This window comes from Pantoea cypripedii (genome assembly GCF_011395035.1).
Classification (GTDB): Bacteria; Pseudomonadota; Gammaproteobacteria; order Enterobacterales; family Enterobacteriaceae; genus Pantoea; species Pantoea cypripedii_A.
In genome coordinates this window covers 358,129-373,620 of sequence record NZ_CP024770.1, presented here as the reverse complement: position 1 = coordinate 373,620, position 15,492 = coordinate 358,129, and the positions used below count along the sequence as shown (strand labels likewise).

Genomic DNA, 15,492 nt, shown 5'->3' with positions numbered 1-15,492 from the left:
TGCTTCATAATTAATCAGCACGATCTTTATCCGGTAAAGTGGGCAGACCTGGAACACATGAACCTGACTGGGACGGAACGCCGTCCCTTCTGACCAGGAGTATTTATATTCCTTATGCTTTAATCTGAAATATTATGAATATCACACCTGACGTTCCTGTCATAACCTGAGAAATTACTGATTAGATAAGTCAGTACTCCTATTTAACCTTGAAAAATACTCAATATAATTGTTGGACAATCACATTTCCATCACACCATCAGAGATACAACTTAAAACATATCAGCAGAAAAACGAATCTCATTACCATACAGTTAATTCAACAAATACCTCTCCCGAAATAAAAGGAAAAATGACATGAGTCTTTACAACGCCGAAAGGACAACGGCTATTGCCAGAAGCCGCTGGCGAAAAACTGATACCGTCTGGATGTTAAGTTTATATGGTACAGCCATTGGCGCGGGTGTACTTTTTTTACCTATCAATGCCGGTCTTGGCGGGATGATTCCGTTAATACTGATGACGTTGCTCGCGTTCCCGCTAACTTTCTATTCTCATCGTGGTATGACGCGCTTCGTGTTATCCGGCAGTCAGCCACAAGCCAATATCACTGACGTGGTAAATGAGCATTTTGGGGCACGCTCAGGAAAAGTGATCGCTCTGCTCTATTTTTTCGCCATCTACCCAATTTTGCTGATGTACAGCGTGGCAATAACGAACACGGTGGAAAGCCTGATGACCCACCAGCTGGGTATCACCCCGCCACCACGTGCGTTACTGGCACTGATGCTGATTCTTGCCATGATGACCATCGTCCAGTTTGGTCAAAAAATGATGGTCAAAGTGATGAGCATTCTGGTGTATCCGTTTGTTTTATCGTTACTGCTGATGGCGATTTATTTGATCCCACACTGGAATGGTGCGGCACTGGAGTCCATTTCCTTCCAGTCTTCAGGCACCGGCATTCTGACATCGCTGTGGCTGGCAATCCCGGTGATGGTTTTTTCGTTTAATCACTCCCCTATTATTTCCTCTTTCGCTGTGGCGAAGCGTGAAGAATACGGCGCTGAAGCAGAATCGAAGTGTTCCCGCATTCTTGCTTATGCACACATCATGATGGTCGCCACGGTGATGTTCTTTGTTTTCAGTTGCGTGCTGAGTCTGCAGCCTGAACATCTGGCAGAAGCGAAAGCGCAGAATATCTCCATACTTTCCTATCTGGCCAACCACTTCGCCCTGCCATTCGTCAGCTGGATGGGGCCGATTATTGCCATCGTCGCCATCACCAAATCCTTCTTTGGTCATTACCTCGGTGCTGCCGAAGGCTTCAATGCTTTAATCAATATCAATGACGATAGCCGCAAAGTTAAATTTGGCTGGATTACTCCACTTTTCATGCTGATCACGACCTGGGCCGTCGCCACTCTTAACCCCAGCATTCTCGGCATGATTGAAACGCTGGGCGGACCGGTCATTGCCATGCTTCTGTTCCTGATGCCGATGTACGCAATCCGTAAAATCCCGGCGATGCAGAAATATCGCGGCGCACTGAGTAATGTTTTTGTCACGGTTATTGGCCTGATTGCGCTAACCGGTATCTGTTTTTCACTGCTGGCTTAAGCAACAGCGCCAACAGTCAGTATGAGTAAGGTAATGGTATGATTTCGACTCTGGATATGTTCAAAGTAGGCATAGGCCCTTCCAGCTCTCACACGATAGGACCCATGAATGCCGCGAAGCGTTTTATCACGCAGCTTGAAATGACAAAGCAACTGCATGAAGTCACCCATATTGATGTGCATCTTTATGGTTCTCTGGCTCTCACAGGGAAAGGGCATCAAACCGACAATGCGGTGATTCTGGGGTTGGCGGGGTTTGCGCCGGAAAGCGTGGATATAGATGCCACCCCCGCTTTTCTTGCAGAAGTCGGGAGCCAAAAGACGCTTCCTTTAGCGAATGCTGCGCACACGATTAGCTTCTCGGCCACTGATAATATCCATTTTCATCCTGCTGCTTTACCTCTGCACGAAAACGGTATGCGTATCGACGCCAGACAGGGAGAGCGGACTGTCGCTGAAAAAGTTTATTTTTCAATCGGTGGGGGATTCGTTGTCGAAGAGGCCGAACTGCAACAACCCCAGGACCATGAGCAATATGTCCCTTTCCCCTACGCAAGCGCTGCGGACCTGCTGGACACCTGCCAGACGCATCAACTGAGCATTGCTGAGGTGATGATGCAGAACGAACTCACATTGCATAGTGCAAAAGAGTTAACTGCACATCTGCGAACTATCTGGTCGGTGGCACAACAAGGTATTAAGCGTGGTCTGAGTCAGGACGGTGTATTACCGGGTTGTTTCCGGGTACCACGTCGCGCACCGGCGTTACACCGGATGCTGCAGGGAGCCGAAAGTCAGACTGACGATCCCTTACTCGCGCTGGACTGGCTCAACCTTTTTGCGCTGGCTATCAGTGAGGAGAACGCCTCAGGTGGCAGGGTCGTCACTGCACCGACGAACGGTGCCTGCGGCATCCTTCCTGCCGTTCTCTCCTGGTACGATAAATTTGTCAGACCGGTAGACGACGATACGCTCACGACCTGGTATCTGACCGCCAGTGCGATCGGTTCACTTTATAAGATGAACGCGTCCATTTCCGGTGCTGAGGTGGGTTGCCAGGGCGAGGTCGGCGTTGCCTGCTCAATGGCTGCAGCGGCGCTGGCAGCCTTATGGCAGGGCACCCCGGAACAAGTCTGTATCGCGGCTGAAATTGCCATGGAACATAACCTCGGTCTGACCTGCGACCCGATCGCGGGCCAGGTTCAGGTCCCGTGTATCGAACGTAATGCTATTGCAGCCGTGAAAGCGGTTAATGCAGCCAGAATGGCGTTACGCAGAACCTCACCTCCTCGGGTCAGTCTGGATAAAGTCATTGCCGCTATGTACCAGACCGGGAAGGATATGCATGAGAAATACCGCGAAACTTCACAGGGTGGTTTGGCAATCACCGTTGACTTAGACGAAGAACACCATCAATTATCGTTAGAACGTTGGTGGTAAACACGGTATGACGATTGATATGAATCATCAGCCTCTGTCCTCTTATCAACCGAACATGTAATGCCCTGTTCATTAAACTGTGCAGACCTTAGATCTCTTTGTTGTCAGAGAATCCAATAAGGGCTGCACGGTTTACCCTGCCAGGCTCTCAGGCCACATCATTTCTCAGGATCTGCGCAATACCTGCAACACCGTTGTTGCAGAGAGACGCTGCCTGAATCTGTTTTCCGACCCAATCATTCGGCAATGCAGATCAGCTTCAGTAGCTATAATATCAACACAATATTTATCAATAATTCGTTATTGATGAGAGGCTTAGTATGATCAGGTTAAGAATGGTGTGGCTTTTTCTGGCCATGCCAATAGTCGTGAATGCTGCTTCCCCCTCCCCTCAACCTTGCCGCGCAAGCTTTATGAATTTTGTTGTCGATCGCGAACCGCATGGTTATCCCATCAATGAGGCCGAACTGAGTGTGATCAGTGCGGGCCAATGCAGTGTGAAAGGTAATCCTGGAAAAATGTTGCCATTCGAATAGGGGACACCCGGATAGATGTCTACGATCGGGTAACACAAAAACATACGATTGCGCAGAGCACTACCTTTATCAACATTAACCACGAGAAGAAAACTGCCGAAATAACAAACAACTATCTTAACCTGAACCTTGAAGTTCCAGTCGAAGTACAACAAAACACTATCGTCATAAAGATCAATGAAAAACCAGCGTTGTTATTCGGACCCGCCGCGCCACCTTTTTACAATTTGCGTATCGGTTCCGGGATCAGTATTAACCTGGAGGGACAGCGTGGCATTAAAAAACCATGAAATCATGAATAAAAAATATGAGAATGAATGATAATCAGGATAAAAGCCTGACTTTATTAATTTACAATTGCTTTCTATCGCTAAAGTAGTAAATGTATACCGGCAGCTGAGTATCTCGCACCTTCCTCCAGAACCAGATAAAAGAAGATACACGCTGTGCCTCCACCAGGGTCTTAAAGTTGGCCAATCATTTGGCCAACTTTTTTTTCTTTTTCAGAACACCTGTTACCTCTCCCTCCACTCCACGCAGTGCAGAAAATTCTGTTTAATTCTGTAGTCCTTCCCGTCACCAGAGCCTTTTTTCTCACCGCATTTCACTCCAGAATATCGGTATTAAAATACTGGCTTCAGTTCTCAGTTATCGCCTTTTTGCTTACAGGTTTCAGCACTACACCTGATGGTAAAAATTAGATTCGCGTAACCTATTGCCCTGACCGGGCATCAGTACCGAAACGGGCGTGATGAAAATGATTAGATTGAGTTAGTGAGTGCCATTGGGAAACGCTTTCCCCGCTCTTCAGAATGATTATTCTGAAGAGCTTTTTTTTAGTGCCTGGCAATCCCCTCCTGGCTAACCTACACTGCTTATTCTTCATTGATCTACTATTAACTGTTCCTGTCGATTAGTTGAAGAGGTAATACCCTAAAGAGCGGCAGAAGTTACAAGTTATACCAAAGGACTTTCTGAAAATAACGCATCCTGAAAAATTCGGCTTGCACACCGCACTGGTTTTCAGATATTAATAATGAAAATACAGGGAATCACTTGCAACAACCCTCGTACAGACCGTGGAGAGTATATTATGTTGGGAATATCACTATCATCTGACGCCCTGGCTTACGGTGCTGACATAACAACAGGATCAAAAGGCAGCACATCCGATGTTATTGCCAGCAATACGAGAGAAACCCTGTATTCAAATAATGGAAAATCCCGACAACAACCATCACGTCTGAATAGTGACTCAGGTTATGTCAGTGATATAGCAACTTCAGTTGAGTCCGAGGTCATTAAACCCATCGGGAATCAGACAAGCAGGAGTATTCTCATGGAACGAATCAGGTCGATTAAAACCAACCTGGCGAATATCGCAGACCAGGAATTATCGGCTTCGTCTTCAGCTGAGAAATATCCAGCCACTGACCATTCCATGGCTGCAACAATAAAAGGAGAATACCATAAGAAGTTCAGCATTCCTGTAAAAGAGAAATTGGATAAAATTGCCTCACTCTATAGCCACTCGCCAACAGAAAGTTGTAACAATAGAATTGTGGCATCCAATACGCAACATAGCGGAAAGTCTGTCCTTAATAAAAAATCCTATTCGATATATGAAATTGACAGCAAAGGTTCACTATGGAAATATCAGGTCGCTAACCGGATTAAGAACAACAAAGCTACTGCTTCTTTTTATGAGGACAATAAACCTTCCCGCACATCAAAGTGGCAGGACCCGGCAAAAAGCCACAGAAATTTGACAGAAAAATTTTCAGAAAAAGAGATGAGCACATCCTATATAACATATTTGCTCACTAAAGATATTCGCTAATCTTAGAAAACAACACCAGGGAAAAACCAGCCTGAATACAGGCTGGTTACAATTGATAAAGATCCGATACTTAAATATTACGGCATCAGGGGCATTTCAGGTAATCATTTGTCGGCTGCCCACCATTCTTCATCATATCAGATAATATTTTGTAGTTGGCCAGCAGACATCCATGGCGACCAGACTCAGTGCCAAAGTCAACTCTATCGAGCATTTTCTTTACGGAATCCATGGTATCGAGAAGTTCAAACGCGACATCAATCCTTTTTTTTGCTCTTGTAGCATTCACTTTATCGCCCCAGGAGTCGACTTCAGCAATAAATCTTTTCTGAAAGGAACGGAATTTTGCATCCTTCCTCATTTCATTGAACACATCACCCATGGTCGGAATGTCTTCGAATTTTTTCTGGCCAGAATTTATGGCCGCAATCACATGATTTTCCAGGTCAACTAATTTTCTATCCAGACTCACCCCGCCCTTTTCAGTGAAGCTTCCTGATATGTCCCCGTTACCGGAAATGTTACTTTTAAAGTCACCTTGCGTGTTAACGGAGGAATGCAAAACACCTTTATGAGCGCCCAAAAAGGCCACCGCTATATAAGCCACAGAAGAAACAAGAGTACCCGCAACAAGTATACCCGTACCATAACACAATTTCCGCTTCCAGGAGGATGAGCAAGGTTCTGCCATAACGTTATGCGAGAAGGTATATTTACTTAAATCCACAGCAAGATCATCGTTCTCTCTGTGGGCCAAGAAAGGCGCTGTAACTAACTTTCCTGTCGTTATGGCAGTCATGACTATCACTCCGGCATATTATGTTAATAAGAATATCAAATCTGATGGTTGCATGATTTTTTCTACACATTTTTGATTTTCATCAAACAATAACAACCTGGTCTGTTCCAGACAAGACAAACAAAAAACAAACCGTGCAAAAATGATTAGCCACTCCCAATTACAACCCCCAATAACGAATATGAATTGTAGTGAAATTAATCGACTTCAACATTTCGTGAAGAACATCATCAAAAATGAAAATGACTCACCTTATAATAGATGACAGCAGCCTCAGAAAAGATAATTTCACTGACAACGTCACTAACAGAGAGATCAGTATGTATAAGATTAGTCCTTCCAATAATTCAACAACATACAACCCACTGGAAATCTCTGATTTAAACTCCGCAGCAGAAAAATTTACAACACCTGAAAGGATCCAGTACATCAGCAATAATAATAATCACTTTACCGGCGTCGATGCTTTTGCCCGGCCTCTGCGAAACCAGCCTGCCACCTCGGAACACATAGCCACACCAGCCGGTATGAATGTCAGCAGCAGCGCGAAAAAGTCAATTGTGCGCAAGAAACTGGATGACAGACTTGATGAGATACGGAAAAAGTTATCCCTGATATCATTCGACCTCCCAGCAGAACCCAGCTCCACGAGTGATTATTCTATTCATAGGCTTATCTGTAACAGCACTGGCATTCTGTTTGTCTCATCTCCCGATACTGCTCCGGAAGGATTGAAGAAAGGTCTTGCCACACAAAATGACGTTGCTCATAGGTAATGCGCGAGTTAACTTTAAAACCCTTCTCTCCGGGCTGGTCATGTTGAAAACCGCAGAATGAATTAGAAAGTCCTGATGAAATATCGGGAAGTCACCTTATTTAACTTAAACTCACAACGTGATCTTGATACCTCTTTATGAGTACTTTCGTATATAAATATGAAAATAGAGATAACGACCTCACTTTGATTTTAATAAATAAAATAAATGTGTAGCATTCCTGTTGTTAAAACTTATTCATTCCAGAAAAGGTGATTAGTCAGAAGTGTCTTTTAAAATGGCCAGCAAGCTCGTGCAAAGGGTATTCAGTCATGGGCAGAAACAGGCAAAACAACCGATGAAACAAGGTTCTTAGTTCATACCTCACCACCGGCCAGAATGAATGAATATGATAAACATCAATAAACCCGACTGATTTCCGTGCCAGAATTTCAGCCGTTTCGATAACAGCGCAGATAAAAAAATCACCAGGAAATTACAATGCCGTATTTATTTCTCAGTCTTGCCGCCTGTTTCTGGGGAGGAAATTATGTGGTTGGTCACCTGCTGGTCGCTCATGCTGATCCGATTTTACTCTCTCAGGCTCGCTGGTTACTCACTGCAATATTGCTGATGGCACTCTATTATAAATCAGTGCAACAACAATGGCCTGCAATGAAACAGGCTAAAGGCACACTGTTTTTTCTGGCAATGTGTGGACAGGTGTTATTCCCCCTCACTCTTTATATTGGCCTGCAATACACCTCTTCATTGAACGCATCAATTTACTTATCCACAACACCCGCACTGGTGCTGATCATAAACAAACTGTTTTTTCGCGAGAAAATCACTTCCCGTAATGTTACCGGAGTCGTTCTGAGTTCATTAGGTGTCATTTATCTGGTACTTCAGGGTGATCTGATGCATGTAGAAACCCTGAAAAACCTTAATCGCGGTGATGCCTGGACAATGGGTTCGGCTTTGAGCTGGGCACTCTATTGCGCTTTCCTGCGCACCAAACCTCGTGAAGTTGGCGGGAATGCCTTTGTCGCCGTCAGTGCGGTTATCGGGGCGTTAATGCTGCTGCCGGTATTCTTTTTTCGCACCGTTGAACACAATGCGGCTGATTTGCAGGTCTTTTTGCGCCCGGATTTTCTACTGGGGCTGGCCTACCTGATTGTTTTCCCGTCCTGGCTCTCTTATCTGTTGTGGAACAAAGGAATACTGGCGATTGGGGCCACCCGCGGTGAAGTTTTCTCTCATCTTATCCCCCTGAGCGGAGGAGTATTAAGTATTCTGTTTTTACAAACGCCTCTTCACAACTTCCATCTCATCAGCGCAATGTTGATTACATCCGGCATTGCGTTGTGTTCCGGCAGTCAGAAAAAAACACCTTCCATGCCGCATCCCAGGAACAATTCTGCACCTTAGTCTCTGTTGATTAGGCTCAAAGCACGCCGGTTTGCCGACGGCGTGCCAACCCTGTCACAGTTTCGCGATCAGCCATTCTCATCGAGAAAAAATAAAAATAAACTAACAGCAGATACAACATTTTTCTGCCAGCCACACTAAGGATTAAATCGGGAGAGACAGCATGCCAGGAATCAATCAACAGATCTTCTCCATCCCTCTGGCCCCGATAAGCCCTGCCAGTTCCGCACCATCATCCCCGCTACAAACTTTCAGCCAAACCGATGCGCTACCCTCTTCTTCTCAATCCTCAATATCATTACCCTCTTTTTCTATGCTAATCGCCTCATTATCCTGCAATTCTCCGAAACCAACCGCACTACCACTTGCAAATAAAATAACTGAAGCTAGTACACCTGACACTGTTGATTATGATTATGGCTGTAAGGAATGGTACGAGATTGTCTGTAACGTCAATTTACGCTCAAGCCGCGGTTTGTTTTTTGAAAGTCATCTGTCATTTAATGAAAGTGTGGTACAGGCTGCCATTGAACTGGGTCATATCACCGGTCCCTTCCCGGAGAAAAATGAACAGACCCAACACAAATTGTTATTCATTGCCAGGAAAATGATAAATAACCACCTCGTCGGTGTCAGCGAGCTGGGAGTGTTATCCTCGGCGAAAAAACTCATCCCGGGCTTTGAGTTAGTAAGAGATGAAAATAAGGCTAGAATATAACTAAAAAGCGCAACTGAGCCTGGGATAATAATTATCATCACACATAAAACACAATAACAATCGTATCCCGATAGATTCGCACCGGTTGATTACACCCATACTGAACATCTCTCAATGTCTATTTATTAGCCATCCATGAACCAGATTTTCAGAACATCATAGTATTTCCTCAGAGCCAGCCAAATAAATCACAAACAAATAAGACTACTTCAGTCTCCTTTTACCCTATCCTGCCAGTCAATAGCCTCTAAATAATATTCAATAAATTAATTATCAAGCCGGGGATGAGATGATGAGTAATGACCTGTACTTTCAGTTAGCCCGAGATTTATCTGAATGGTTTAGCGAAAATTCGCCGACATGGTCAGAGGTATCAGCTACTCCCTCACAGCAACTTCATGAAAAAATCACGCCAGCAAATTCAGAAATAATACAAGGCACGCACTTATGAACAAGATTGCTTCACTAAAAAATAAGCAGGGTGGCTTTACCCTGTTGGAACTGTTGGTTGTTCTGATGATTATCGCGTTACTGGCCGGCTTCGTGGGGCCAAAGGTTTTTTCTAATGTTGAAACAGCAAAAGAAAAAACCGCTCTGCGCCAGATGCGTTCACTCGCCGATTCACTGGGGCAATATCGCCTGGACGTGGGTAATTATCCGACTGAATCTCAGGGGCTGAAAGCGCTGACGGAAAAACCCGCAGGTGTTCAGCACTGGAATGGTCCTTACCTGAGTCAGCAGGTGCCGCTGGATCCATGGGGAAATGCGTATCAGTGGCATAACCCGACTCGTGAAAAAAATACCATTAATGAAGTCGACATCCAGTCAGCTGGCAAAGATGGAAAAGCGATTTCTTATGGGTTCTAACCATGAAAGCCCGGTTTTTAGCTTTTCTCCTGTTCGTCCCCGCTTTTTCCGGCATGGCAACCTGCTGGGAACAGGCGGGAGCACGCTATGGTATTGAACCTGAATTACTTCAGGCTATTGCTATCGTGGAATCTAATCTTGATCCCACCGCGATTAACAAAAATACCGATGGTTCTATTGATGTCGGACTGATGCAAATAAACAGCCGGCATTTTCAGACGTTAAGTAAATTTCGTATTAGTCAAAAAGATCTGATTAACAATCCCTGTCAGAGTGTGATGACGGGTGCATGGATCCTCGCGGACAATATTCGCAGGTATGGTTATTCCTGGGAAGCGGTAGGGGCCTATAACGCAGGCACCGGTAAAACGCACAAGCATCATGCATTACGGCAAAAATATATTAAGAAGGTGGCCCCGCAATACGCGCAATTAAAAAAAGGCCCCAAAACGAAATCTAAACGCTCACTATCATGAAACATTACGACGTCATCACCCTGGAACAGGGTAAACGCGTCACCCTGTCTGTATTGGCTGAATCAGCCGAGAAAGCCGGCCTGCGTGTTGAAACGCAGGGTGGTCTCGTTATCAGGGTGACAGAACGCCAGCCACGACGTGACCGGCGTTTCCCGCTCAATCTCTTTTTGCAGGAGCTGATTGCCCTGCTGGAAGCCGGACTGGTTGTCGTCGAGGCCGTGGAAGCACTGCGTGAAAGCAGCCGCGAAGGCGAGTCCACGCTGGTACTGGATACGTTGATTAAGCGGCTGTACGAAGGTGCCCAACTCTCGCAGGCCATGGCCAGTTTGCCTGACGTCTTTCCGCCGTTGCTCATCAATACTGTGGCCTCATCTGAGCAGACCGGACATCTGCCAATCGCGCTTGGGCGTTTTCAATATTACGAACAACGCATGGACGTGTTACGTAAGCGGATTAAAGCCACCCTGCTCTATCCGACGATTGTCATGTCGGCGGGTGCTGCGATCCTGTTTTTCCTGCTGGGATTTATCATTCCACGCTTCGCCCTGGTGTTCGATGGCATGAAAAACCTCAATAACAGCGCCCGTTTCATTTTGTGGTGGGGCAAGCTCACACAAACCCACGGGACGTTACTGCTGCTGGGAACGCTGCTCGGTGTCACCACGCTGGTGATGGCCATCCGTTCTTCCTGGCTGCGCCAGTTTGCACTGCGCCTGATGCTAAAAGTGCCACAGCTTAAACAACAATATCAGCTCTCTGTGCTGGTGCGTTTTTACCGCACCCTCGGCTTGTTACTGCAAGGCGGTATTCCGGCTCCTGAAGCATTGAAGCTCGGCAGTGAAGTCCTGCCACCAGCTTATCGGCCTCACATCGAACAGGTGGTACGCGATGTCGAAGCGGGACAGTCCCTTTCCGGCATGCTGGACAAACAGCAGATGACCACGCCGGTCGCTACCCGTCTGTTACAGGTTGGTGAGCGCAGCGGTGAATTGCCCGCCATGTGCGAACGCATCGCCGCTTTTTATGATGAGTCGCTGGAACGAGCCATCGAGAAATTCAGCAAAATTTTTGAACCCGTACTCATGATGATCGTAGGGGGGATTGTCGGCCTGGTGGTGTTCCTGCTGTATATGCCGATATTTGAACTGGCCGGAGGATTGCAATAAATGTCCCCTTCCCATCTCGGCGGCATCAGCATCGACAAGCTGGTGCAGCTACCGGAGGAGCAGCGTTGTGTCGCGCTCGGTGAGTTGCTGGAAAGCTTTCCACACGCACTGACTACCGCCGCCACCGCCATCGGCCTGACGCCATTACCCTTATCGTTATGCGAACAGGCCGTCGAGGATTTTAACCAGATACCGCTGGCTGAAGCACTGAACCAGCGCGTCCTGCCGCTACGCTTCAATAATCAGCAGTGGCTGGCGCTTGCCGATCCCTTTTCTTTGCCGCTGCGTCAGTGGGCGTTGCGTTTTAACGCCCTGCCCGCACTGGCTCCGCTTTCCTGGTTGAACAACCGGTTAGATGTGCTCGGCAAACAGCAGCGCACCCTGGATCAGCTGGAGCAGCAAAACGAGGAACACACGGAAAATGGCTGCCTTGAGATCACCCCGGCCGCCATCGCCAGCGAACCCCATGCCGTCATCAAGCTGGTAAACGCAACGCTGTATGACGCGCTGCAAAGCCGTGCCAGTGATATTCACCTCTCAGCGGTCGCCGATGGTCTGATGGTGAAATACCGTATCGATGGCGTACTGCACAACATCCGCCATTGTGCTGGCCTGCAGCATGCTGAGCAGGTCATCTCCAGGATTAAGGTTCTAGGTTGTATGGATATCTCCGAGCGCCGCATCCCGCAGGATGGCCGTTTTAAGGCGCTGATTCAGCAACGTCCTGTCGATTTTCGCGTATCCATTATGCCGAGTATTTATGGCGAAGATGGTGTGCTGCGTGTGCTGGATAAATCACACGATCAGAATCTGAAACTCGAAACCCTGGGTTTTGACGACCATACACTGCACGCGATCCGTCAGCTCACCCATCTGCCACACGGCATGGTGCTGGTCACCGGTCCAACCGGGAGTGGTAAATCCACCACGCTTTACTCTGCACTTAGCGAACTGAACAGCGGTGAAAGCAAAATCATCACCATTGAAGATCCGGTGGAATATCAGCTCAACGGCGTATTGCAGATACCGGTCAATGACAAAAAAGGGCTGACGTTTGCCCGTGGTCTGCGTGCCATTTTGCGTCACGATCCGGACATCATTCTGGTCGGTGAAATTCGTGACGGCGAAACCGCAGGTATTGCGGTACAGGCCGCACTGACCGGCCATGTGGTGTTGTCGTCCGTGCATGCTAACGACGTGTTCAGCGTACTGGAACGTTTTCTCTATATGCAGGTGGATCCGGCAAGTCTGATCACCGCACTTAACGGTGTCGTGGCGCAACGACTGGTGCGGCAAATCTGCCCTGAATGTGGTGAGTCCGCGCCAGCCAGTACCGAAGCACAACAGGCCTGGCTTAACGGCCCATTACAGCATCTCACCCCGGACTGGCGCAAAGGCCGTGGCTGCGAGGCATGCCGACACACCGGTTATCGCGGTCGCCTCGCGCTGGCCGAGGTCCTGCATTTTAGCGACGGCATCAAAGAAGCCATGCTGGCACGTTCGTCACAACGAAAACTGCGTGAAGTGGCTTTGCAGGATGGTTTTGTGCCGCTTCCTGTCATTGCATTACGTGCCGTGCTGGCAGGTAAAACCACCTGGGAGGAAATAAACCGTGTTATCGCTCATTAAAACCTGGCAGTGTGATATCTGGCCTCATGCACTACGTCTGCGCAACGGCACGCAGGTGGTGATGTCCTGTGAACGCATCCCGGATGAACCGCTTGAAACGGCGCTGACCGCCTTACTTAGCGCTCGCCCGGCCGCCATGGCCTGGCTGGACGCCATTGAATTTTACCTGGATACGGATGAACTGGATTTTCTGGTTATCCCCTGGCAAAACGGCATCAAAACCCCGCAGGAGTTACTGAGCATCGCGCAACGCGAAGCCAGTAAACGCTTTACGCAGCCACACTGGCAGGTACGTTTCGAAGACGTCAGCTGGGGACAACCCGCATTAGTGGCCTGCCTGCAACAGACCTGCTGGCAGATGCTGGCAAAATTATCACGTCAGCATCATCTGCGTTTTCAGGGCGTCGTCACGCCCTTCCAGTTATTGCTACATCGTTTCAATCGACGTTTACCGGTGGAAGGTATTTTTGCCGCAATCGGCCCGATGCGCAGCCGTGTTGCCTGCCGCCAGGACCAGCAATGGCGTGATGTTCATTGCCTCAATTTGCCACAGCAGGGACAAAGCGAGCAGTTGCAAATTATTGGACGCCTCGCCGCGATGCCTGACAGCCCGCGTTTTGTGATCAACACCACCGACTGGCAGACAGTCACTGACAGCCGGGAAGTCACGTCATGACGCCACGCTTTTCACTGACACCACCCTGGGCGCGCTATGCGTTGCTGACGACCGGATTGCTTTGCCTGCCCATTGCCGGACTGATTGTGCACGACTCCTCCCGGCAACAGCAGCTGACACTGGAAGCCGGGCAGATGCAGCAGCAACTGCATACGCAACAGCAGGCACTCCGCACGCTGCGTGAAGCGCAGCAACGCCTGATGCGCCAGCAGCAGCAACAGCAAACCACCTCACCCTCACTGGTGATGCTGGAAAAAATCGGCAGCGTGATGCGTCCTGATGTGGTGCTACGCGCTGCGGATGTCAGCCCCGGCCAGCAAGCCGTGCGACTTGAAGTCAGCAGCAAATCACTGGCAGCAGTGCTGGAATTTAGCCAGGACCTGCAGAAATTACCCGCAAAAGTCGCCCTGGATAACCATCGCCAGGCGACGGATAAAAACCCCGAATGGCCGGTTCTGGCGGTACTTGATGTGAATTTCCATCCGGAGAAAGGTGATGAAGCTAACCGTTAACAGCGGGTTACTCCACTGGCGGCTGGCACAACTGGTAGAACGTACCGGAAAAGTGCCGCTGATGCTGGCCATGCTGCCGTGCTGTCTGCTGGCGTTCTGGCTGGTCGTATCGATGCCGCAAACTTCGCAACAGCAGCAGGAAGTTATCATGCTCCGCCAGCAACTGCATGACACGCTGCCAATGGACCAGCAGCAACCGGCCCTGCAAAACCAGCTCAGCCTCAATCAATATCAGCAGGTGCGGCTGGTGTTCGAGCAGCTGCAAAAAAATAACCTGTTGGTGGAATCCAGTCGTTATCAACTGGAGCAACAGGGTGAAAATAAAATTCTGCGTCTGGATATTCCACTGAAGGGTGAATACCTGCCATTGGTGCAGGCTCTCGACACTCTGAGCCGTACCCTGCCGATATTTATCGATCAATTGTCGATGCAGCGGCCAACGCCGGCCACCAGCCAGCTGAAAATTACCCTGCGGCTGCGGCTGCAACAGGAGGCGCGATGAAACTTCCGCGCTATTTACAGCTGGCGATCGCGGTCACCGTCGGCCTGGTGATATGGAGCCAGTTTGTCAGTGACGAAGATCCGGACGAGCTAACGCTGTCGCCGGCAACCTCGCCGCGCACCCGCCCGGCAGCCACGACGACACCTGCGACAAAACCGGACAGTTCATCCTGGGTGAATTTGTTTCCCGGCCCGGTGAAAGTGGATAAAAACGCCTCCGGGCAAAGCGCTGCTTCTGCACCGCCTCCCCCACCGCCGCCTTCGGCACCCCCGTTGCCGTTACAGGTCATGGGGGCGTGGTGGAGTCAGCAACAGCGCATTGTCATCATCACTGATGGCAATCAAACCTGGCCGGTGTGCAAGCGTTGCCAGGCTGACGGGAAAATCTGGATCGGCAGTTCGCCGGTTGCCGGATGGAGTTTAGTGGATGTGGCGAATGACCACCTCTTATTTGAGTGGCAAGCCACTCACACACGCAAACGCCTTGAGCTGGATGATTTGCAAGCGGAACCAACACGTTAATCGAT

15 protein-coding genes are annotated in these 15,492 nt (G+C 48.6%); 14 read left to right on the top strand and 1 reads right to left on the bottom strand.

Going from position 1 to position 15,492, the window contains the following annotated elements:
• Positions 1 to 357 precede the first annotated feature (357 nt).
• The 3 genes from CUN67_RS24940 to CUN67_RS24930 all read left to right on the top strand — a co-directional run bounded on the left by CUN67_RS24940 (position 358) and on the right by CUN67_RS24930 (position 5,435).
• The gene (locus CUN67_RS24940) at positions 358 to 1,620 is read left to right on the top strand and encodes a serine/threonine transporter (RefSeq protein WP_208718168.1); all 1,263 of its coding nucleotides are present in this window, start codon (positions 358 to 360) and stop codon (positions 1,618 to 1,620) included.
• 38 nt (positions 1,621 to 1,658) lie between these two features.
• Positions 1,659 to 3,059: an L-serine ammonia-lyase gene (locus tag CUN67_RS24935; protein ID WP_208718167.1), complete on the top strand. Its 1,401-nt coding sequence runs from the start codon at positions 1,659 to 1,661 to the stop codon at positions 3,057 to 3,059.
• A 1,629-nt stretch (positions 3,060 to 4,688) separates the two neighbouring features.
• Entirely contained in the window at positions 4,689 to 5,435 is a 747-nt protein-coding gene (locus CUN67_RS24930; RefSeq protein WP_208718166.1) for a hypothetical protein, read from the top strand.
• An 85-nt stretch (positions 5,436 to 5,520) separates the two neighbouring features.
• Here the strand turns inward: CUN67_RS24930 and CUN67_RS24925 are convergent, their stop codons facing one another.
• Positions 5,521 to 6,234, bottom strand: a complete 714-nt coding sequence (locus CUN67_RS24925; RefSeq protein ID WP_208718165.1) for a hypothetical protein — start codon at positions 6,232 to 6,234, stop codon at positions 5,521 to 5,523.
• Positions 6,235 to 6,470: 236 nt separating this feature from the next.
• Between CUN67_RS24925 and CUN67_RS24920 the strand changes: the two genes are divergently transcribed.
• From CUN67_RS24920 to CUN67_RS24870, 11 genes are all read left to right on the top strand, one after another.
• Positions 6,471 to 7,010 carry a hypothetical protein gene (locus tag CUN67_RS24920; protein ID WP_208718164.1) on the top strand — a complete coding sequence of 180 codons (540 nt, stop codon included), beginning with the start codon at positions 6,471 to 6,473 and terminating at the stop codon, positions 7,008 to 7,010.
• A gap of 480 nt (positions 7,011 to 7,490) precedes the next feature.
• Positions 7,491 to 8,420, top strand: coding sequence for a DMT family transporter (locus CUN67_RS24915; RefSeq protein ID WP_208718163.1), 930 nt, complete (start codon positions 7,491 to 7,493; stop codon positions 8,418 to 8,420).
• A gap of 163 nt (positions 8,421 to 8,583) precedes the next feature.
• Positions 8,584 to 9,138: a hypothetical protein gene (locus CUN67_RS24910; protein WP_208718162.1), complete on the top strand. Its 555-nt coding sequence runs from the start codon at positions 8,584 to 8,586 to the stop codon at positions 9,136 to 9,138.
• A gap of 447 nt (positions 9,139 to 9,585) precedes the next feature.
• The gene (gene gspG, locus CUN67_RS24905; RefSeq protein ID WP_208718161.1) at positions 9,586 to 10,005 is read left to right on the top strand and encodes a type II secretion system major pseudopilin GspG; all 420 of its coding nucleotides are present in this window, start codon (positions 9,586 to 9,588) and stop codon (positions 10,003 to 10,005) included.
• Between the two features lie 2 nt (positions 10,006 to 10,007).
• A complete protein-coding gene (locus tag CUN67_RS24900; RefSeq protein ID WP_208718160.1) occupies positions 10,008 to 10,481 on the top strand; it encodes a lytic transglycosylase domain-containing protein in 474 nt (157 codons plus the stop codon).
• Positions 10,478 to 11,647 carry a type II secretion system F family protein gene (locus CUN67_RS24895; protein WP_208718159.1) on the top strand — a complete coding sequence of 390 codons (1,170 nt, stop codon included), beginning with the start codon at positions 10,478 to 10,480 and terminating at the stop codon, positions 11,645 to 11,647. Before CUN67_RS24900 ends, CUN67_RS24895 begins: the two co-directional genes overlap by 4 nt.
• On the top strand, positions 11,648 to 13,276 hold the full coding sequence (locus tag CUN67_RS24890; RefSeq protein WP_208718158.1) for a GspE/PulE family protein: 1,629 nt from the start codon (positions 11,648 to 11,650) through the stop codon (positions 13,274 to 13,276).
• On the top strand, positions 13,260 to 13,952 hold the full coding sequence (locus CUN67_RS24885) for a hypothetical protein (RefSeq protein ID WP_208718157.1): 693 nt from the start codon (positions 13,260 to 13,262) through the stop codon (positions 13,950 to 13,952). Before CUN67_RS24890 ends, CUN67_RS24885 begins: the two co-directional genes overlap by 17 nt.
• On the top strand, positions 13,949 to 14,464 hold the full coding sequence (locus CUN67_RS24880; RefSeq protein WP_208718156.1) for a hypothetical protein: 516 nt from the start codon (positions 13,949 to 13,951) through the stop codon (positions 14,462 to 14,464). The genes CUN67_RS24885 and CUN67_RS24880 overlap by 4 nt, the downstream gene beginning before the upstream one ends.
• On the top strand, positions 14,448 to 14,966 hold the full coding sequence (locus CUN67_RS24875) for a GspMb/PilO family protein (protein WP_208718155.1): 519 nt from the start codon (positions 14,448 to 14,450) through the stop codon (positions 14,964 to 14,966). The genes CUN67_RS24880 and CUN67_RS24875 overlap by 17 nt, the downstream gene beginning before the upstream one ends.
• Positions 14,963 to 15,487 carry a hypothetical protein gene (locus tag CUN67_RS24870; protein WP_208718154.1) on the top strand — a complete coding sequence of 175 codons (525 nt, stop codon included), beginning with the start codon at positions 14,963 to 14,965 and terminating at the stop codon, positions 15,485 to 15,487. Before CUN67_RS24875 ends, CUN67_RS24870 begins: the two co-directional genes overlap by 4 nt.
• Positions 15,488 to 15,492 lie beyond the last annotated feature (5 nt).